The sequence below is a fragment of the Microlunatus sp. GCM10028923 genome (assembly GCF_042666975.1).
Taxonomy (GTDB): Bacteria; Actinomycetota; Actinomycetes; order Propionibacteriales; family Propionibacteriaceae; genus Microlunatus.
This window is the reverse complement of sequence record NZ_JBHTFF010000001.1, coordinates 119,930-139,180: the sequence shown is the minus strand read 5'-3', so window position 1 is coordinate 139,180 and position 19,251 is coordinate 119,930. Positions and strand designations below refer to the sequence as shown.

Genomic DNA, 19,251 nt, shown 5'->3' with positions numbered 1-19,251 from the left:
CTGGGTCAGCCGTCGGACGTCGCCGCCTCGAGCGACCCGTCGGCCTCGACTCCTTCGGCCTCGCCGCCGGCCGCCTGCCGTACCGCCGTGGCGACGGCATGGTGGACGTCGGCGTGGAAGACGCTCGGCGTGATGTAGGCGGCGTTCAACTCCTCGTCGGTCACCACGCCGGCCAGGGCGCGGGCCGCGGCGATCAGCATCGGCGTGGTCACCTCGGTCGACCGGGCGTCCAACAGCCCGCGGAACACCCCGGGGAAGGCGAGCACGTTGTTGATCTGGTTCGGGAAGTCCGACCGGCCGGTCGCCACGACCTCGGCGTACTCCATCGCCACCGCCGGGTCGATCTCCGGCTCCGGATTGGCCAGCGCGAACACGATCGCCTTGTCGCCCATCCGCTGCACGTCGGAACCGGTCAGCACGCCGGGCGCGGAGACGCCGATGAACACGTCCGCGCCGTCGATGGCGTCGGACAGCGTCCCGGTCAGCCCGAGCCGGTTGGTGTGGTCGGCCAGCCAGGCCAGTTCCCCGGCCAGCCCGTCCCGGCCGCGGTGCACGACGCCGGCGATGTCGGCCACTACCACGTCGGTCGCGCCGGCCGCCAGCAACAGTTTGATGATCGCGGTGCCGGCCGCACCGGCGCCCGACATCACGATCCTGATCTTGGGGAGCTCCTTGCCGACCACCCGGAGCGCGTTGTAGAGCGCGGCCAGGACGACGATCGCCGTACCGTGTTGATCATCGTGGAAGACGGGGATGTCGAGCTGTTCCCGCAGCCGGGCCTCGATCTCGAAGCAGCGCGGGGCGGAGATGTCCTCGAGGTTGATGCCGGCGAAGCCCGGCGCGACGGCCTTGACCACGTTGATGATCTCGTCGGTGTCCTGAGTGTCCAGGCAGAGCGGCCAGGCGTCGATCTCGGCGAATCGCTTGAACAGCGCCGCCTTGCCCTCCATCACCGGCAGCGCCGCCTTCGGCCCGATGTTGCCCAGCCCCAGCACGGCGGAGCCGTCCGTGATCACCGCGACGCTGTTCCGCTTGATCGTCAACCGGCGGGCGTCCTCCGGGTTCTTCGCGATCGCCGTGCAGATCCGCGCCACTCCCGGCGTGTAGATCATCGACAGGTCGTCCCGGTTGCGGATCGGGTGTTTGGCGTTCATCTCGATCTTGCCGCCGAGGTGCATCAGGAAGGTCCGATCGCTGACCTTGCCGATCACCACGCCCGGCACGGACCGCATCACCTCGACCAATTGGTCGGCGTGCTCGGTGTCCCGGGCCGCGCAGGTGACGTCGATGCTCAGCCGTTCATGACCGGAGCGGGTCACGTCGAGGGCCGTGATGGCACCGCCGGCCTGCTCGACGGCCATGGTCAGCTGGCCGACACCACCGCCGACCGCCGGGACCTCAAGCCGGACCGTGATCGAGTACGAGACCGAGGGCGCGTTCACCCGCCGATCCTCTCACGCCGCACCCGGCCGGTGGGCCACGCTGCGCCGGGTCGGCGGCGGGCTGGAAAATAGGGCCGTGCGCATCGTGATCGCCCCGGACAAGTTCAAGGGTTCGCTGACCGCGGCCGAGGTGGCCCGGGCGTTGGCCGACGGCCTGGCCGGGGCCGGAATCGAGACCGACCAGGTGCCGGTCGCCGACGGCGGCGAGGGCACGGTCGAGGCGGCCGTCAGCACCGGGTTCCGGGCCGTCCCGGTCGAGGTGCCCGGTCCGCTGGGCGAGCCGGTGCGCGCGACGTACGCGATCGGGGTGCCGGCCGGCGGCGGGCCCGAGACGGCCGTGATCGAGCTGGCCGCCGCGTCCGGCCTGGACCAGCTGCCGCGCGACGCGGACGGGCGTCCCAGGTTCAGCCCGCTGCAGGCGTCCAGCGCCGGTACCGGTGCGCTGATCCGGGCCGCCCTGGACGCCGGCTGCACCGAGCTGGTGCTCGGCGTCGGCGGCAGCGCCAACACCGACGGCGGCGCCGGGCTGCTCACCGCGCTCGGCGCCCGGCTGCTCGACGCCGACGGCCGGCCGGTGCCCAGTGGTGGCGGCGGACTGACCGGCCTGGCCCGAGTCGACCTGTCCGGGCTCGATCCGCGGATCGCGAGCACCCGGATCGTGCTGGCCGCCGACGTCGGCAATCCGCTGCTCGGCCCGAACGGCGCGGCGGCCGTGTTCGGCCCGCAGAAGGGTGCCACCGCCGCGGACGTCGAGCTGCTGGACCGCGCCCTGGACGGTTACGCCCGGCTGGTGGCGGACGCGCTCGGTGCTGACCCGGAGGTGCTGGTCTCGGCGCCCGGGGCCGGTGCGGCGGGCGGGGTGGGGTTCGCCGCGCTGGCCGTACTCGGCGGCCGGATGCGGCCCGGCATCGACCTGGTCTGCGAACTCGTCGGGCTGGACCGGCGGCTGGCCGGCGCCGACGCGGTGATCACCGGCGAGGGCAGCCTCGACCCGCAGAGCCTGGGCGGCAAGTCGCCGATCGGGGTCGCCCGCCGGGCCCGGGCCGCGGGGGTGCCGGCCGTCTACGCGGTCTGCGGACGCAACCTGCTCACGGCCGAGGAAGCCGCCGGAGCGGGCTTCGACGCGGTGTACGCGCTCGCCGACCGGGAGCCGGATCCGGAGCGCAGCATGCGGCTGGCCGCCGAGCTGCTCCGCCCGGTGGGCCGCGAGATCGGGCTCGCCGTTCGGAGCTGACTCAGAACTGCCAGTCGGTGATCCGCCAGCCGCCGTCGATCAGGCGCATCCGGAGCACCGTCGGCGCGATCTCACCCGGCGGGTCCAGCGTGATGCTGGCCAGGTCGCCGGTCACCTCGGTGTCGGTGAAGGCCCAGTCGGCGATCGTGGTGTCGATGAACTCCGCGCCGTGGAAGCTGACGTCCTGGCAGGTCAGTCCGCCCCGGTCCCAGAACTCTTCGTCGATCGTCTTCCGCGCCGCCTCGCAGTCACTCCGGTAGCCGGCCTCGACGAACGCCCGCGCGGTGTCCTCCGGCAGCGGGACCTGGACCGCCGGCGACTCCGGCTGCCGGGTCAGCGCTGCGACGGCGACGACGATGGCGAGCACCACGACCACGGCGACGATCGGGATCCAGAGCAGTCGCGCCGGGCGCTTCGGCCGGTTCGGCGCCCCGGGCCCTGCCGGCGGTACGGGTCCGTACGGCGACTCGGGCTGACCGGGCTGGTTCGGGTCGGGCTGGTGCAGGTCGCCCAGGTAGGCGCCGACCTGGCCGTGGTACGGCACCGGCTGGATCGCCGGCGGGGCCGTACCTTCTCCTGGGAACCCGGGCGCGACGAAATCCGGGCCGCGTTGTCCGGTGTCTGGAGCCGCGGTCTCGGACTGTCCGGAGTCCGGCATCGACTCCTCCTCGACGTACCTGGGTCTCCCCGAGCGTTCCCCGACTCTACTGCTCTGCCCCGCCGCCGTCCCCACGGCGCTCCGTTCCGCACCCACTCTTCGCCGCTGCGCCGCTGACGGGCTAGTCCAGGTTGTGCCGTTGGTAGACCGGGTCGGTGAAGCCGGCGATGGTCTCGATCATGGTCGCCGCGGCGGCCGAGGCCGCGGCGTCGTGCATCCGCAGGATCCGGGCGCCCTGCCAGGCACAGATGGTGGCGGCCGCGAGCGATGGTGCGAGCCGGTCCGGTTTGTCCAGCCCGGTCGCCTCGCCGATGAAGTCCTTGTTGGAGACGGCGGCCAGCAGCGGCAGCCCGAGCCGGGCGATCTCGGACAGCCGCCGGGTCAGCTCGAGCGAATGCTGGGTGTTCTTGTTCAGGTCGTGGCCGGGGTCGATGACGATCCGGTCCTCCGGGACGCCGAGGCCGATTGCCAGGTTGACCCGGTCGGCCAGGAACTGCCGGACCTCGGTGACCACGTCGCCGTACTGCGGCCGGCGCAGGTGCTGGCCGGGCGCGGCGCGGGAGTGGGTGACCACGAGCGTCGCGGTCGAGGAGGCGACCACCTCGGCCAGTTCCTGATCATGAAGTCCGCTGGTGTCGTTGATCACGGAGGCGCCGGCGGCGATCGCCCGGCTGGCCACCTCGGGCCGGCAGGTGTCGACGGAGATCACCACGGAACTGCGCCGTGCGGTCTCGGTGATCACCGGCAGCACCCGGTCCAGTTCCTCGGCCACGCTGACCGGCGGGGTGTCCGGCGAGAACGGTACGCCGCCGATGTCGACCCAGTCCGCGCCGGACTCGGCGGCCGCGCAGGCCGACTCCACCGCCCGGTCCAGCTCGAAGTCCCGGCCCTGGTCGAAGAAGGAGTCCGGGGTCCGGTTGACGATCGCCATGATCGCGATCTCGCGGGCGAAGTCGAACCGGCGGCCGCCGATCATCCGGACCGGGGTGGTCAGCGGCGGCAGCGGCAGGCCGGAGCCGCGGGATGATGTCATTCGGCAATCCTGACATTCGCCCCGGCTGTCTCGTCAGGAAGGTGTGGACCACACTCGACACCGCCAGGGCTCCGAGGTGCTGATCGTCGGCGCCGGACCGACCGGGATGGTCGCGGCCCTCGTGCTCGCCGCCAACCGGATTCCGTGCCGCCTGATCGACCGCCGGGCGACCCCGACCAGCAGCTCCCGCGCGCTCGGGCTCCAGGCCCGGTCGATGGAACTGCTGGCCGGGCTCGGCCTGGCCGAGGAGGTCGCCCGGGACGCGTACCGGCTCAGTGGCGCCTCGATCATGCGGGGCGACCGGGAGCTGACCCGGATGCCGTGGCTGCCGCCGGAGAGTCCGTACCCGTACACCTATGTGCTGCCCCAGCAGGGTCTGGAGGCGATCCTCCGGCGCCGGCTCGGCGAGCTCGGCATCGACGTCGCGGCCGGCAGCGAGCTGGAATCGCTGACCCAGGACGAGCAGTCGGTCACCGCCCGCCTGGCCGACGGCCGGGAGCTGACCGCGGACTGGCTGATCGGCGCCGACGGGTCCCGCAGCTCCGTCCGGGACGGGCTCGGGATCCCGTTCACCGGGGAGGCCACCGGCGAGACCTACTACCTCGCCGACGCCGTCCTCGACCCGGCCCCGCCGGTCCAGGACAGCGCGATGTGGCTCGGTGCCGAGGGGCCGCTGATGATCATGAGGCTGCCCGGTCCGGACGGGCTGTGGCGGCTCTTCGTCGACGTCACGGACCGGACCGCGGGCGACGACCGGCCGGCCGAGCCGCCGCCCGAACTGCTCCAGGCCCTGCTCGACGAACGCGGACCGACCAGCACCACGATCGTCCGGACCGACTGGATCTCGGTGTACCGGACCCGGGTCTGCCTCGCCGACCGCTATCGGGTAGGCCGGGCGTTCCTCGCCGGCGACGCGGCGCACGTGTTCCCGCCGTTCGGCGGCCAGGGGATGAACCTCGGCATCCAGGACGCCGTCAATCTCGGCTGGCGGCTGGCCCGGGTGATCCGCGGCGCCGCGCCCGACCTGCTCGACGGGTACGAGGCCGAGCGGCGTCCGGTGGCCGCGGCGACGATCACCAAGGTCGAGGCCCGGCGCCGGATGTACGGGATCCGCAACCCGCTCGCCCGCGGCGCCCGGGATCTCCTGCTCCGGGCCACGGCCGGCAGCCGGGCGCTGGCCCGGCAGACCAGCTGGGAGAACTCCCAGCTCGACATCAGCTATGCCCGCCGGCGGCCCCGTCCGGGCGCCGTCCCGACCGAGGGCGACCGGCTGCCCGATCTTCCGGTGACCGGCGGATCCCTTCATGATCATCTCGATCCGGCCCACTTCACCTTGATCAACTTCGCGCCGGTCGGCGGCCGGGCGGATGCCGTCGAGCCGGGCGATGACCCTGTGCTGGTACGGATCGACGACGAGTCCGACCCCGGCGGAGGCACCCGCGCGGCGTGCGGAATGCGGCGTGGCGGGTACCTCCTGGTCCGGCCGGACGGGCACATCGCCGAACGAGGTCAGGACCCGTCGAAGGTCCGGATCCTCACGGCCGAACGCGGATGATCATGCGCCCGGGGATGAACCCCGGGCGCACCACCACTGCTCTTGATCACACGGCGGCGTCACGCCGGGGCAGCACCCAGCCGGCCCGCGGGAAGTGGCAGGTGTAGCCGTGCGGATACCGCTGCAGGTAGTCCTGGTGCTCGGGTTCCGCCTCCCAGAACGGTCCGGCCGGCTCGATCGTCGTCACCGCGTTGCCCGGCCAGAGGCCGGAGGCGTCCACGTCCTCGATCGTGTGCCGGGCGACCCGCTCCTGTTCCGGAGTGACCGGGAAGATCGCCGACCGGTAGCTCGACCCGACGTCGTTGCCCTGACGGTTCAGGGTCGACGGATCGTGGATCTGGAAGAAGAACGCCAGCACGTCGCGGTACGTGGTCACCGTCGGGTCGAAGACGATCTCGACCGCCTCGGCGTGACCCGGGTGACGGCGGTACGTCGCATGATCATTCGTACCGCCCGTGTAACCGACCCGCGTGCCCAGCACGCCGGGCTGGCGCCGGATCAGATCCTCGACGCCCCAGAAGCAGCCGCCGGCCAGGACGGCCGTCTCGGTGCCCGGAGTGCGCGTGATCGCGCCGGTGTCGTTGGTCCCGCTGGTCATGATGTCTCCCCTGTGTCGGTGCTGATCTGCTCGTCGAACAGTGCGCGGTACTCGCCGTAGCCCTGCGCCTCGAGCTCCGCGGCCGGAACGAAGCGCAGCGCGGCCGAGTTCATGCAGTACCGCTGACCTCCGGCGTCCCGCGGGCCGTCCGAGAACAGGTGCCCGAGGTGGCTGTCGGCGGCCGTGGACCGCACCTCCGTACGGGCCATCCAGAGCGACCGGTCGGACTCGGTGCGGACGGCGTCCGACCGGATCGGCCTGGTGAAGCTCGGCCAGCCGGTGCCGCTCTCGTACTTGTCGGTCGACGAGAACAGCGGCTGCCCCGAGACCACGTCCACGTAGATCCCGGGCTCGTGGTTGTCCCAGTACGCGTTGGCGAAGGCCGGTTCGGTCCCGTCCTGCTGGGTGACCCGGTACTGGTCCTCGGTCAGCCGGTCCAGCGCCTCCGGGGTCTTGCGATAAACCTGTGACACGGTTCCTCCTCTTCCGGTGCCGCTGGCTGCGGCACCACTGGACAGAACACCGCGCGGGCCGAGTTTGGTCCCGCCCGCCGGCCACGATTCCGTGGCGGCACCGAGTCGGCACCTCAGCAGCGACACGCCGCCCGAACGCCTGCTTTTGTGCCCGGTCACCGGGGTTGATGGGGGGGTTGGTGGGGGGTTGGGGGCTAGGTGAGTTCGAGGAGGTTCTCGTCGATCCGGAGCAGGGCGCGGCGGACGGCGCCCAGGGCGACCACGTCGTCGCCGAGCTCGGAGAACCTGACCTTCGGCGGGAACAGGGCGACCTGGTCGATCCGGGCGCGCAGGGCGGCCAGCACCGGGTCGCCGCCGCGGGTGATCGGGCCGCCGACGACGACCAGTTCGGGGTTCACCACGAGGACCAGGGCGTTGATGCCTTCGGCGAGGTCGCGTACGTAACGTTCCACGAGGGCACTGGCGCGGGGTTCGCCCGCGGCCGCGGCGGCGAAGGCGGCGGCCGCCGCGTCGGTGAGGCCGAGCTCGGGATACAGCTCGGCAAGATCATCGCGGTAGCGCCGCTGGCCGGTCCAGGACAGCGCCGGGTGGTGACCGATCTCGCCGGCGGCGCCGTGCCGGCCGCGCAACAGTACGCCGCCGGCGATCACGCCGACGCCGTTCCGGGCCCCGGCGTGGACGAAGATCAGGTCCTGGACACCGTCGCCGATCCCCCGCCACACCTCGCCCAGCACCGCCATCCGGCCGCGGTTCTCCACCAGGACGGGACAGTGCAGCTCCCGGCTCAAGGTGCCGGCAAGATCAACTCCGTCCCAGTCCGGGTGGCTGTGGCAGATCAGGATGTCGCCGGCCGCGCCGACCACGCCCGGCACGCCGACGCCGACCGCGCGCAGCAGCCGCGGCCGCAGCCCGGCCTCGCGCAGCGCGCTCTCGACGACCTGGCGCGCGATCCGTACCGGCGAAGCGGCCTGCCGGGTGTCGAGTTCGCCGGAGCTGGTCAAGATCACGTCGCCGGACAGGTCGCAGAGCACGACCTGCACGCCGGTGCTGTCGATGCCGACCCCGGCGACGTACCCGGCGTCGGCCCGGAACGCGTACCGGCGCGCCGGCCGGCCGGAGCGACCACTGGCCGGCTGCAGCTCGGCGACGATCCCGGACCGGACCAGATCGCCGAGTACGTCGGCGGTCGTGGACCGGGCCAGGCCGGCCACCCGGGCCACCTCGGCCAGCGTCATCTCCCCCAGGTCCCGCACGGTGCGCAGGGCCAGCTCCGTGTTGAGCCGGCGCAACAGTGCCGGGTCCGAACCCGACGCGGCCGGAGCAACCATGACGGCACCTCCTGATCGTCACCCGAACTCTAGCCGGGCCATTTCCATCGAGTGCCGATAATAACCCGCAATGTCCGAAACTCCTTCGAAACAATGGTTCTAGAGATCGTCATCTCGATCACCATTGACCTTATGACGGAACCCGTCGTAATCTGATTCGCATCGGCGGAGCAGGTCATCGCAGATCCGTCGCCGATCTCGATCCCGAGGAGCCTTCATGATCATCGACCCGGGACCGGCGCACCGCGCGTCCGCCGTCGATCTTCCGAGCCTGACCCGCCGGCGCTTCCTGCACGGCGCCACCGGGGCCGCCGCCGGCGTCACCGCGGCGACCGTGCTCGGCGTGCCGGCCGTCGCCCGGGCCGACGACGCCGAGTTCGCCCGGCTCCGCCAGTGGTGGGTCGACTTCCTCACCGGCGGCACGCAGGACCTCACCGACCCGACCGTGATCGGGGCGATCGCCGGCCAGGACGACGCCATCGACGGCTACCTCGCGCTGGTCGACCCGGATCCGAACCGGACGGCCGTCTTCACCGACCTCCCGTACGATCTCGACGACCCGGAGCGGTCCCGTCCCGCCGCGACCAGCGGCAGCCGGCTCCGCGCCATGGCGATCGGGTACGCCACCGAGGGCTCCCGGCATCACGCCGACGCGGCGCTGCTGACCACGATCGCCGCCGGCGCGCACACCCTGCTGCAGCACAACTACACGGCCGGCGTGCCGGAGACCGGGAACTGGTACAACTCCGAGATCGCCCTGCCGCAGTATCTGGGCGGGGTCTTCGCGATCCTCGGCGACGCGGCCGATCCCGATGATCTTGAGGCCTACGGCGCGGCGATCGACTGGTACGTGTCGGATCCGCGGTACGTGTATCCGCCGGGCGATCCGCGGCACAAGCTGTCCACCGGAGCGAACCGGGTCGACCTCTGCGAGGGCGTACTCGTCCGCGGCATCAACGGCCGGTCCGTGGAGCGGGTCGAGACCGCCCGGGACGCGTTGCTCGACGTCTTCGCCTACACCACCAAGGGCGACGGGTTCCACCGCGACGGCGGCTTCATCCAGCACAACAGCCAGCCCTACACCGGCACCTACGGATCCGGGCTGCTCCGCGATCTCGGCGTGCTGCTGGCCCTGCTGGCGGGCTCGACCTGGGAGATCACCGGCCCGCAGGTGGAGTTGATCTTCACCGCGGTCGACGACTGCTTCGCCCCCGTGGTCTACGACAACCAGACCTTCTCGCACGTCTGCGGCCGGGCCACCTCGCGGCAGGACCGGGTCGAGCACGGGCCGGCCCTGGACATCGCCGAGGGCATCCTCACGCTGGCCGCGGCGGTCCCGGCCGAGCGGGCGAAGGAGTGGCGGGAACGCTGCCTGGGCTGGTTCGAGCGCTCTTCCTTCGCCGATCCGCTGGACACCACGAACCTGCGCCGGATCGCCTTGTTCAAGGGGATCCTCGACGATCCGGAGCTGACCGCGGCGCCGGAACCGATCGAGCACAAGATCATCCCGAGCATGGCCCGGGCGATCCACCGGCAACCCGGCTGGGCCTTCACGATCGCCATGTGCCGGACCGGCATCTCGGCCTACGAGGCGATGTCCACCGGCGAGAACAAGCGCGGCTGGAACCAGGGCCGCGGGATGAACTACCTCTACCTCACCGACGACAACGCGCAGTTCTCGGACGCCTTCTGGGTGACGGTTGACCCGATGCGGCTGCCCGGGATCACGGTCGAGCGCCGGCCGCTGCCGGAGATGGGCGAACGCAATACCAGTGCCGCCTTCGCCGGCGGCGCCAGCGCCGACGGAGTGCGGGCGGTGATCGGCCAGAAGATCGTCGGCCCGGGCGAAGGCTCCGCCCTCCGCGGCAACAAGTCCTGGTTCTGTCTCGACGACGCGATCGTCGCGGTCGGCTCGGCGATCGTCGGCGACGGCTCGTACCCGATCGAGACGATCATGGAGAACCGGAACCTGTTCGAGGACGGGACCAACGCCCTCACCGTCGACGGGGTACGGCAGCCGGCCGACCTCGGCTGGACCGCCAATCTCGGCCGGCCCGGCTGGGCGCACCTCGACGGGGTCGCCGGCTACGTGATCTTGGACCCGGTGGCCGGCAGCGCGCCGGACCTGGTCGCGCTGCGGGAGGCGCGGACCGGCACCTGGCTCGACATCAACCACTACTGGACCGGTCACGACGACACCCCGTACACCCGGCGCTACCTGTCGCTGCGCTTCGATCACGGCAAGGAGCCGGCCGACGGCAGCTACGCCTATCTGGTGCTGCCCGGCGCCTCGGCCGGGACCACCGAGCGGCGGCACCGCGATCCCGGGGTCCGGCTGCTGGCCCAGAGCACGTACACGCACGCCGTGTACGCCCATCGCTTCGGCTTCACCGGCGTCAACTTCTTCGGCGTCCCCGACCCCGCCGAGGAGGTCCGGCTGGTCGGCGAGCTCGACGGCGGCGTGCTGACCGCGTCCAAGCTCTGCTCGGTCGCCCTGACCGCCCGCGGCAGCAGCCTGCGGATCGGCCTGGCCAACCCGGCCAACAACGTCGACAGCTGGACCGTCCGGCTGACCGGCCTCGACCTGCGACCGGACACGGCCGACCCGACCGTCCAGGTCACCCGGGACGGCAGCACGATCACGCTGGAGATCGACGCCAGCGACCGCGACGGCCGTACCCACCATGCCAAGTTGATCAAGGAAGGCTGATGATCATGACCGACCGGAGACTGCACCGCCGGCAACTGCTGCGCGGAGCCGCCGCGGGAGCCGTGGCCCTCGGCGGGACCGGCCTGCTCGGCGCCTGCACCGACAGCGGCGGGACCACCGGCAACCAGCAGTCCCGGACCAAGATCACGTTGCCGGACTATGTCCCCTTCACCGGGGTCACCGCCGACCTGCCCGCGACCGCCGCCGGCGTCCAGCCGGCCTTCTACCGCTACCCGGGCACCCCGGAACCGTTCACGGACCCGGCGACCACCCCGATCACCAGCGGTCAGGCGGTCGCCTCCGCGGCGATCATCAACAACGTGGTCAAGGAGCGGTCGGCCAACCGCTACTGGCAGGAGCTGGAACGTCGGCTCGGTGCCGAACTGACCGTGCTCGGCGCGCCGACCGCGAACTTCCCGGCCAAGCTGGCCACGATCCTGGCCAGCGGCGACATCCCCGACATCGTCCAGCTGTACCAGACCACGCAGCTGCCCGGCCTGCTCAAGGCCAAGTTCGCCGACCTCACCGAGCAGCTCGGCGGCGCGGCGATCAAGGACTATCCGGCGCTGGCGAACATCCCCACCCTGAGCTGGCCGGCCGGCGTCTACAACAACGGGATCTACGGCATCCCGCAGCACCGCACGCCGCAGGTGATCTCGCTGATCGTGCGCGACGACATCGCCGCCGAACTGGGCGTCGGGATCGAACCGTCCAGCGGCGAGGAGCTGCGCGAGCTGTTCCGGCAGCTGTCCGACCCGAAGCACAACCGCTGGGCCGAACGGTCGCCGCGCAACATGATGCAGTACGTCGGCCAGATGGTCGGCGCGCCCAACACCTGGCGGGTCGAGGGCGGCGTCTTCACCCGGGACTACGCCACCGAGGAGTACCGGCAGACGCTCGACATCGTCGGCCAGCTGTGGAAGGAGGGCGTCTTCCACCCGGACTCGTTCAACGCGGTCAGCGCCCAGGTGACGGCCTGGATCGCCGCCGGCACGGTCCGGATGGTCAGCGGTCCCGGCGCGTTCTTCCCGAGCGCCAAGGCGGTCAAGGACGAGGACCCGGCGCACACGGTGGCCGTGGTGCGCCCTCCGAAGTGGGAGGGCGGCGGCTGGGCTCCGCAGTATCTGGGCCCGGCGATCCTCTGCATCACCGCACTGAAGCAGGCCGCCCCGGAGCGGATCACCGAGCTGCTCCGGATGCTGAACTACCTGGCCGCGCCGTTCGGCACCGCCGAGGAACTGTTCCTCTCCAGCGGGATCGAGGGCGTCCACCACACGCTCAAGGACGGCAACCCGGTCCCGGTCGAGGACGCCGGCGGCGAGATCTTCAACGTCGGCTACCTGATGTCGCCGCCGCGGGTGCACTACGTGGCGGGCTTCCCCGATGTCGCCGAGCAGGAGTACCGGGCCGAGGAGTCGGCCGTCGCCGACGGCATCCCCTGGCCCACCGCCGGCCTCTATTCGCAGACCGACGAGACCAAGGGCGTCACCCTCGGCAAGACGATGTCGAGCCTGCAGGACGAGGTGATCCGCGGCCAACGCACCCTGCAGGACTGGGACGAGGCGGTCGCGGCCTGGAAGCGCGACGGCGGCGACCAGATCGCCGCGGAGTACGCGGAGTCCCTGCAACAGACCGGCGGCTCCTGATCATCACGCCCGGCTGAGCGCCCTCCCGATGACTCGGGCCCGATCCGGGCCCGTGAGCCCTGCCCTACTGCGACAGGACGAACGATGTCGGAGACGATGCCAGGCCCTCGACGGACCAGACGCGACCTGCTCCGGGCCGGTGGTGTGCTGGCCGCCGGAACGGTCGGCTGGTCCGCGCTGGCCGGAACCGCGCACGCCCTGACCGGGCACAGCGTGCTGGACAGCGCGGACTGCAAGTTCTACTACGAGCCGACCGGCAACCCGGTCACGCTCCAGTTCAATGACACCTTCTACAACCAGCTCTGCACCTGGAAGCGCTGGACCTCCTACAACGTGCCGACCACCTGGGGATCGCCGGTCGAGGCGTACTCCTACGGCGCCTACGTCAACAAGCCCGGCATGCACGGCGAGGGCCGGGCCTTCGACCTGGCCCGCTACAACTTCCGGAACTCCTCGGGCGGGGTCAACCACCTGTCCTGCCGCTACGACCAATGGCGGGGTACGGCAAACGAGGCGTACCTCCGGCCGCGCTACTGGGGTCTGGCCTGCAGCCTGGCCCGCTACTTCCAGCACGTACTGACGTACTACGACAACTCCGACCACCACAACCACATCCACGCCGACAACGCGATCTACGGCTCACCGACGAACGCCACCTACAAGACGAGCTCGACCAGCCAGACCTACATCGTGCAGGCGGCCTGCAACTTCGTCTGGGGTCTGGGTACGGGCGTCGACGGCAGCTGGGGTCCGGAGACCAGCGGCGACTCGACCTCGGTGCTGCGCCGGATCGGTCAGAGCTCCGGCACCGTCGCCAGCAGCGGGGCCAACTGGACCGCCTTCTGCGCCGCCACCTTCCGGAAGGCCATGAAGACCGAGGACTACTGATCATGATCGGACGGGCCCGGTGAGCCATCGCTCACCGGGCCCGATTTCGCTTGCCCACAAGAGATCCGACTGATCACGACCCGCCACCGAGCAGCCATCGGCCGCTCATCTGAAGATCAACTTCGAGGCACGTCCGGACCGCACGCTGACCACGTTCGCACTCTTCTCATCTGGAGGACACGACGTGGTTCAACCAGCTCGCTCCGGCATCCGCCGGAGGATCTTCGTACTCGGGGGCCTGGCGACCGCCTCGGCCTCGACCCTGCCCGGCATCGCCGGCGCCACCCCGGCGACAGCACTCCGGCAGGACCCCTTCACGCTCGGCGTGGCCTCCGGCGACCCCACCCACGACGGGGTCGTCCTGTGGACCAGGCTGGCCCCGGAACCGCTGGCCGAGGACGGCCTCGGCGGGATGCCGAACCGCACCGTACGGGTGCAGTGGGAACTCGCCGACGACCCCCGGTTCGGCCGCGTGGTGCGGCGCGGCACGGCGCTCGCCCGGCCCGAGACCGCCCACTCCGTACACGTCGAACTGAGCGACCTGCGACCGGACCGCGAGCTGTTCTACCGGTTCCGCGCCGAGCGCTACCTCTCCCCGACCGGCCGGACCCGGACCGCGCCGGACCCGCAGACGCTGGGCACCGAACTTCGGATGGGGTTCGTCTCCTGCGCGCAGTACGAGCACGGCTGGTTCACCGCCTACCGGCGGCTCGCCGAAGATCATCCGGATCTGATCTTGCACCTGGGCGACTACCAGTACGAGCACCGCAAGGGCGACTACACCATCCCGGGCGGCAACATCCGTGATCATGACGGCCCGGAGACGGTAACCCTGGCCAACTACCGGCAGCGCTACGCCCAGTACCGGACCGATCCTGATCTTCAGGCCGCGCACGCGGCGGCGCCGTGGCTGGTGGTCTGGGATGATCACGAGGTCGACAACAACTGGGCCGGTGACGTCCCGGAGAACGCTCAGCCCACGTTCCTCGACCGCCGGACCGCGGCGTTCCGGGCGTACTACGAGAACATGCCGCTGCGCAGCACCTCGGTCCCGCAGGGTCTCGGAATGCGGCTCTACCGCCGGCTCCGCTGGGGCCGGCTGGCGAACTTCCACATGCTCGACACCCGCCAGTACCGCGACGACCAGGCCTGCGGCGACGGCTGGCGGAGCTGCCCGGCGGCCGAGCAGCCGGACCGGTCGATTCTGGGCCGGCCGCAGGAGGACTGGCTGATCGACGGCTTCCGCACCTCGGAGGCGCGCTGGGATCTCCTCGGCCAGCAGGTGTTCTTCGCCCAGCAGGACCGGGACGACGGGCCGGGCAAGATCACCGCGCAGGACGCCTGGGACGGCTACGTCGCGTCCCGCCGGCGGATCACCCAGGGCTGGATCGACGCCGGGGTACGGAATCCGGTCGTCCTGACCGGCGACGTGCACCGCGCCTGGGCGTGCGATCTGAAGCTGGACTACGACGACCCGACCACCCCGTCGGTGGGCTCGGAGCTGGTCTGCACGTCGATCACGGCGACCGGCGACGGCCGGGACACCGACCCCGCCGATCAGTCGATCCTGCACAACAACCCGCATCTCCGCTTCTACAACAACCTCCGCGGCTACGTGATGACGACGATCACGCCGGACCGGCTGGACGCCGACTTCCGCGTCCTCCCGACGGTTTCCCGGCCCGACGAGCCGATCGACACCCGGGCGTCGTTCGCGATCGAGGACCGCTCCCCCGGCCTGCACCAGACCTACGACCGCGGCCTGCCGGACTGAGCTCAAGATCATCCGCGGGCCGGCTCGGTGATCATCTCGCTCACCGGGCCGAGCCCGGCCTGCCCTTGACACCGCCTCCCGGCGACGGCGATGGTTGAGCCAGACCGTGAGGTTGATACGTATCAAGAGAGAGTTGATCATGGGACATCGGGGTTTCTCACGACGCGGACTGCTGCTCGCCGGGGGCATGATCACCGGGGCCGCCGCGCTGACCGGTACCGCCACCGCCGGCGCCACCGGACGACCGGGCCGGTTCGCCGAGTCGATCGTCTGGGCCGGCGGGGAGAACGGCCGCCAGACCCATTTCGTGTACGGGCTGGCGGTGACCCGCCGCGACACCGTGCTCGCCTTCAGCGAGGCCCGGGTGACCCGGGGCGACGACGCGCCGCACGACATCGTCGGCAAGCGGAGCACCGACGGCGGCCGGACCTGGTCGGACACGATCATGATCGAGCCGACCGACGGTGCGCAGAGCTGGACCAACCCGACCCCGGTGGTCGACCGTCACACCGGTGACGTCTTCCTCTGCTACGCGCTCAACGAGCACAACGCCGCGACCCGGCTGTTCCTGCGCCGGAGTTCCGACGACGGCCGGACCTGGGGCGACCGGATCGAACTGACCGGACTGTTCGACGGCAACCCGACCGAGTGGACGGTGCACCTGTCCGGCCCCGGACACGGCATCCAGCTCCGGGACGGCCGACTGGTGGTCCAGGTCTGGCACCGGCGCGAGGTGAGCCTGCCGGTGCCCGAGCGCCGCTACGGGGTCGGCGTGGTGATCAGTGATGATCATGGAAAGACCTGGCGGGCCGGCGGCACCCTGCCGCTCGACGTGACCTATCCGATCAACGAGTCCCGGATCGTCGAGCGCACCGACGGCTCGTTGATCTTGAACGGCCGGTACGCCAGCTCGGGCGTCCACCCGCGGATCCGCTCGGTCAGCCGGGACGGCGGCGACACCTGGTCGGCGCCGGTCTTCGACTCCGCGATCCGGCACTACACCGCGGTCGACTCGGGCTTCGCCGGGTACCTCGGCACCGGGGACGTGTCCCGCACCCTGTTCAGCCGCCCGGACAGCACCACCGCACGGGAGAACCTCACCGTCAGCCTCAGCTACGACAACGGCGACAGCTATCCCGTCGAGCGAGTGGTCAACGCCGGCCGGTCCAGCTACTCCGATCTCGGCCATCTCGACGACGGCACGATCCTGGTCCTCTACGGCCGGGACGTGAACGAGTTCAACGCGGTCGACCACGTCGTCCTGGCCCGCTTCGACCTGGCCTGGCTGACCGACGGTCAGGACTCACTGGCCATCGGTCCGCACCGCTACGCGTTCCGCCGCCAGGCCGAGCAGCTGCCGGTGCTGCCGACCGGCGACCGCCCGGAGCCGGTCCCCGACCAGAACGCCGCCGGCTACGCCCTGCTGTCCCACCCGGTCGGCCAGGCCGGCGGCTCACTGGACCTCGGCCTGGACGTCCCGCGCTCGGGCACGTACCGGATCTGGGTGCGGGTCAAGCAGCACAAGACCGGCAGCACGACCCGGCTCCTGCTCGACGACGTCGCCCAGGGCGCCCCCTTCGACACGAGACTGGCCGAGGGCGAAGGCTTCGCCGAGTTCGCCTGCGGCGAGGCCCGCCTGAGCCGCGGCCGCCACCGGCTCCGCTTCCACACCGAAGCCGCCCCCGCGGCCTCGCTCCTGCTCCTCGACGCGATCCGACTCACCGAGGCGTAAAGCCGCGATCAGTCACCAAGTAGATCCCAGAGGTTGCCCCAAGGATCACGAAAGACCGCGACCCGCCCGTAAGGCTCAACCCGAGCCGGCCGGACCACCTCACAACCGGCCTGACCAACCCGCCGCAGGGCGCCATCGAAATCCTGGACCCGGAGAAACAAGCCGACCCGCCCCGCGAACTGCCGCCCCACGGCCGCGGCCTGCTCCGCACCGTCCGCCCGGGCCAGCACCAACCCGGCTCCCCCATCCGCCGGCCGCACAACAACCCACCGCTTGTCCCGCCCATCGGTAGTCCTGGCCGGCACATCTTCGACCAGTTCGAACCCCAGAGTCCCGGTGAAGAACGCAATGGCGACGTCATAGTCGTCGACGATGAGCGAGAACAATTCAAGGGTCACGCAGCAACCCTAGGGCGACCTGGACATGGCTCGACCCATCGATGGGGGAACCAGCACACAACTCAACCACTACCGATGGGGGTCCGGGGACCTCCCCGGGCGGGGCCTGGGGGTTGCACCCCCAGAAACAAAAGAGCGAGGCCCGCCAGCGCTTTCTGCTGGCAGACCTCGCCCCCTCGATCGGGTGGAGGTGGCGGGAATCGAACCCGCGTCCTCGAGCGACGAACCAGGTCTTCTCCGGGCGCAGCTGGCTCAGCGTTCTACTCGGCTCCTGCACTCGCACCAGCACGTTGCAGACAAGCCCAGTCTCAGTGAATGTCCCCGTACGGCCCTAAGACACAGCCAGTACAGGTGAGCCTCCTGAATGAGGCCAGGGTCCGGGACGGAGGCACGCCCGGTCTGACCCTTCGATCACTGCTCAGGCAGCGAGAGCGAAGTCAGTGCGCTTAGAATCGGCACTTATTGGTTTCCAAGGAGTCGTTTACGAGATGACCTTGGATCCTCGGCCCGCTTCCCCTGGAACTATCGTCCCAAGTCGAAACCGATCACCCCCTGTTGAGTTGTGCCTGCCTACTGTAGCTCAGCGGCCAACAGCCTGCAGCACCTATTTCAACAAGGCGAAAGGCCGGCATGTTCCGCGCATGCCGACCTTTCTTCGGGGAGTGCCCCGAGGCTCACCGTTCCTTGAGCGCCTCGAGCTTGATCACCGACTTGACCGGGTTCCGCCAGTCCTCGCCCTGCAGGGCCTTGGCGCCACCGACGATGGTCAGCACCAGCCAGCCGACGAACATCAGCGGGAAGATCCAGTCGAAGATGTCGAACGGTACGAAGGTGCTCACGATCGCGGCCACGATGAAGGAGACCATCGAGATGAGCTGGAAGTTGAAGGCCTTGGCGGCCTCCTTCCGCGGGTAGCTGCCTTCCCGGGAGACCGCGAAGAACAGCAGCGGTCCGAAGATCCACAGGAAGAACACCGAGAAGTGCGCCAGCCCGGCCATGCCGCGCCCCGCCTGCTGCTTGGTCTCCGGCCGGATCATCGGCTGGTAGGCGGGATGCACACCGAGCGCCTTGGAGGTGTTCGGCACGTGGACCAGGCCGAAGAACGCCTCATTGAGTTCCCGGCGATTGCCCGCCGAGATCACCTGGCCGATGCGACGGTCGAACTCCTGCTCGCTGATCCGTCCGTCGGCGTACGCCTCCTGCAGCCACTGTTCGGCGCGGTCCCGTTGCTCGTCGGTGACCGGCATCTTGAGGCTGGGGTGTTCGAATGCGGAAGTCATGGGGATAAGCCTGGTCGACTCGGGCCCGCGGGACCATCGGGCACTCCCCTGACTGGTCCCGTGGTCCTCCGCGCGGGTGCGAGGACGTACCCATAGGGTTTGCCCATGACCGAGAAACCCGAGATCGATTTTCCCGACGGGCCGCCGCCGGCGGACCTGGAGATCATCGACATCACCGTCGGTGAAGGTGCGGAGGCCGCGCCCGGCACCCAGGTGAGCGTGCATTACGTCGGCGTCGCCCACTCCTCCGGTGAGGAGTTCGACGCCAGCTACAACCGCGGTGCGCCGCTGGACTTCCCGCTCGGCGCCGGCCGCGTCATCCAGGGCTGGGATAAGGGCGTCGCCGGGATGAAGGTGGGTGGCCGCCGCAAGCTGGTCATCCCGCCGCATCTCGCGTACGGCGATCGCGGCGCAGGTTCCGCCATCGCCCCGGGCGAGACGTTGATCTTCGTGGTCGACCTGATCGACGTTCGCTGACCCACTCCGCCGCGAGGCGGCGGCC

Annotated in this window: 16 protein-coding genes and 1 other RNA gene; 8 read left to right on the top strand and 9 right to left on the bottom strand. The window is 70.7% G+C overall.

Going from position 1 to position 19,251, the window contains the following annotated elements:
- Nucleotides 1-5: 5 nt before the first annotated feature.
- Entirely contained in the window at nucleotides 6-1,442 is a 1,437-nt protein-coding gene (locus ACFQU4_RS00675) for an NAD-dependent malic enzyme (protein WP_377485638.1), read from the bottom strand.
- Here ACFQU4_RS00675 and ACFQU4_RS00670 point away from each other — a divergent pair.
- On the top strand, nucleotides 1,411-2,676 hold the full coding sequence (locus ACFQU4_RS00670) for a glycerate kinase (protein ID WP_377485636.1): 1,266 nt from the start codon (nucleotides 1,411-1,413) through the stop codon (nucleotides 2,674-2,676). The two genes, ACFQU4_RS00675 and ACFQU4_RS00670, sit on opposite strands and share 32 nt — an antisense overlap.
- Nucleotide 2,677: 1 nt before the next feature.
- Here the strand turns inward: ACFQU4_RS00670 and ACFQU4_RS00665 are convergent, their stop codons facing one another.
- The gene (locus ACFQU4_RS00665) at nucleotides 2,678-3,334 is read right to left on the bottom strand and encodes a hypothetical protein (RefSeq protein ID WP_377485634.1); all 657 of its coding nucleotides are present in this window, start codon (nucleotides 3,332-3,334) and stop codon (nucleotides 2,678-2,680) included.
- A gap of 121 nt (nucleotides 3,335-3,455) precedes the next feature.
- Nucleotides 3,456-4,367, bottom strand: a complete 912-nt coding sequence (gene folP / locus ACFQU4_RS00660; protein ID WP_377485632.1) for a dihydropteroate synthase — start codon at nucleotides 4,365-4,367, stop codon at nucleotides 3,456-3,458.
- A 43-nt stretch (nucleotides 4,368-4,410) separates the two neighbouring features.
- On the opposite strand from folP, the gene ACFQU4_RS00655 reads away from it, so the two are divergent.
- The gene (locus tag ACFQU4_RS00655) at nucleotides 4,411-5,922 is read left to right on the top strand and encodes an FAD-dependent monooxygenase (protein ID WP_377485630.1); all 1,512 of its coding nucleotides are present in this window, start codon (nucleotides 4,411-4,413) and stop codon (nucleotides 5,920-5,922) included.
- 46 nt (nucleotides 5,923-5,968) lie between these two features.
- Here ACFQU4_RS00655 and msrA read toward each other — a convergent pair whose 3' ends face one another.
- The 3 genes from msrA to ACFQU4_RS00640 all read right to left on the bottom strand — a co-directional run bounded on the left by msrA (nucleotide 5,969) and on the right by ACFQU4_RS00640 (nucleotide 8,321).
- Entirely contained in the window at nucleotides 5,969-6,520 is a 552-nt protein-coding gene (msrA, locus tag ACFQU4_RS00650) for a peptide-methionine (S)-S-oxide reductase MsrA (RefSeq protein WP_377485628.1), read from the bottom strand.
- Nucleotides 6,517-6,993, bottom strand: a complete 477-nt coding sequence (gene msrB, locus ACFQU4_RS00645; RefSeq protein ID WP_377485626.1) for a peptide-methionine (R)-S-oxide reductase MsrB — start codon at nucleotides 6,991-6,993, stop codon at nucleotides 6,517-6,519. Before msrB ends, msrA begins: the two co-directional genes overlap by 4 nt.
- 194 nt (nucleotides 6,994-7,187) lie before the next feature.
- Nucleotides 7,188-8,321: an ROK family protein gene (locus tag ACFQU4_RS00640; protein WP_377485624.1), complete on the bottom strand. Its 1,134-nt coding sequence runs from the start codon at nucleotides 8,319-8,321 to the stop codon at nucleotides 7,188-7,190.
- Nucleotides 8,322-8,538: 217 nt separating this feature from the next.
- Between ACFQU4_RS00640 and ACFQU4_RS00635 the strand changes: the two genes are divergently transcribed.
- The 5 genes from ACFQU4_RS00635 (at nucleotide 8,539) to ACFQU4_RS00615 (ending at nucleotide 17,071) form a co-directional block, all read left to right on the top strand.
- Nucleotides 8,539-11,031 (top strand): polysaccharide lyase 8 family protein, encoded by a 2,493-nt coding sequence (locus ACFQU4_RS00635; protein WP_377485622.1) that lies wholly within the window; start codon nucleotides 8,539-8,541, stop codon nucleotides 11,029-11,031.
- Entirely contained in the window at nucleotides 11,031-12,677 is a 1,647-nt protein-coding gene (locus tag ACFQU4_RS00630) for a hypothetical protein (protein WP_377485620.1), read from the top strand. Before ACFQU4_RS00635 ends, ACFQU4_RS00630 begins: the two co-directional genes overlap by 1 nt.
- A gap of 84 nt (nucleotides 12,678-12,761) precedes the next feature.
- Nucleotides 12,762-13,565, top strand: coding sequence for a hypothetical protein (locus ACFQU4_RS00625; protein ID WP_377485618.1), 804 nt, complete (start codon nucleotides 12,762-12,764; stop codon nucleotides 13,563-13,565).
- 184 nt (nucleotides 13,566-13,749) lie between these two features.
- Entirely contained in the window at nucleotides 13,750-15,339 is a 1,590-nt protein-coding gene (locus ACFQU4_RS00620) for an alkaline phosphatase D family protein (RefSeq protein WP_377485616.1), read from the top strand.
- A 139-nt stretch (nucleotides 15,340-15,478) separates the two neighbouring features.
- Complete coding sequence (locus ACFQU4_RS00615) at nucleotides 15,479-17,071, top strand: exo-alpha-sialidase (protein ID WP_377485614.1); 1,593 nt, start codon at nucleotides 15,479-15,481, stop codon at nucleotides 17,069-17,071.
- An 8-nt stretch (nucleotides 17,072-17,079) separates the two neighbouring features.
- Here the strand turns inward: ACFQU4_RS00615 and ACFQU4_RS00610 are convergent, their stop codons facing one another.
- The 3 genes from ACFQU4_RS00610 to ACFQU4_RS00600 all read right to left on the bottom strand — a co-directional run bounded on the left by ACFQU4_RS00610 (nucleotide 17,080) and on the right by ACFQU4_RS00600 (nucleotide 18,749).
- Nucleotides 17,080-17,469 (bottom strand): VOC family protein, encoded by a 390-nt coding sequence (locus ACFQU4_RS00610; RefSeq protein WP_377485612.1) that lies wholly within the window; start codon nucleotides 17,467-17,469, stop codon nucleotides 17,080-17,082.
- A 182-nt stretch (nucleotides 17,470-17,651) separates the two neighbouring features.
- Nucleotides 17,652-18,022: a transfer-messenger RNA gene (gene ssrA, locus ACFQU4_RS00605) on the bottom strand.
- 121 nt (nucleotides 18,023-18,143) lie between these two features.
- Nucleotides 18,144-18,749, bottom strand: a complete 606-nt coding sequence (locus ACFQU4_RS00600; protein ID WP_377485610.1) for a DUF1707 and DUF4870 domain-containing protein — start codon at nucleotides 18,747-18,749, stop codon at nucleotides 18,144-18,146.
- A gap of 105 nt (nucleotides 18,750-18,854) precedes the next feature.
- Between ACFQU4_RS00600 and ACFQU4_RS00595 the strand changes: the two genes are divergently transcribed.
- On the top strand, nucleotides 18,855-19,226 hold the full coding sequence (locus tag ACFQU4_RS00595; protein ID WP_377487318.1) for an FKBP-type peptidyl-prolyl cis-trans isomerase: 372 nt from the start codon (nucleotides 18,855-18,857) through the stop codon (nucleotides 19,224-19,226).
- Nucleotides 19,227-19,251 lie beyond the last annotated feature (25 nt).

Coding starts and splice junctions, on each gene's coding strand:
- ACFQU4_RS00665 (WP_377485634.1), bottom strand. CDS start 3,334: ATGCCGGACTCCGGACAGTCCGAGACCGCGGCTCCAGACACCGGACAA.
- folP (WP_377485632.1), bottom strand. CDS start 4,367: ATGACATCATCCCGCGGCTCCGGCCTGCCGCTGCCGCCGCTGACCACC.
- msrA (WP_377485628.1), bottom strand. CDS start 6,520: ATGACCAGCGGGACCAACGACACCGGCGCGATCACGCGCACTCCGGGC.
- ACFQU4_RS00640 (WP_377485624.1), bottom strand. CDS start 8,321: ATGGTTGCTCCGGCCGCGTCGGGTTCGGACCCGGCACTGTTGCGCCGG.
- ACFQU4_RS00635 (WP_377485622.1), top strand. CDS start 8,539: ATGATCATCGACCCGGGACCGGCGCACCGCGCGTCCGCCGTCGATCTT.
- ACFQU4_RS00630 (WP_377485620.1), top strand. CDS start 11,031: ATGATCATGACCGACCGGAGACTGCACCGCCGGCAACTGCTGCGCGGA.
- ACFQU4_RS00625 (WP_377485618.1), top strand. CDS start 12,762: ATGTCGGAGACGATGCCAGGCCCTCGACGGACCAGACGCGACCTGCTC.
- ACFQU4_RS00615 (WP_377485614.1), top strand. CDS start 15,479: ATGGGACATCGGGGTTTCTCACGACGCGGACTGCTGCTCGCCGGGGGC.
- ACFQU4_RS00600 (WP_377485610.1), bottom strand. CDS start 18,749: ATGACTTCCGCATTCGAACACCCCAGCCTCAAGATGCCGGTCACCGAC.
- ACFQU4_RS00595 (WP_377487318.1), top strand. CDS start 18,855: ATGACCGAGAAACCCGAGATCGATTTTCCCGACGGGCCGCCGCCGGCG.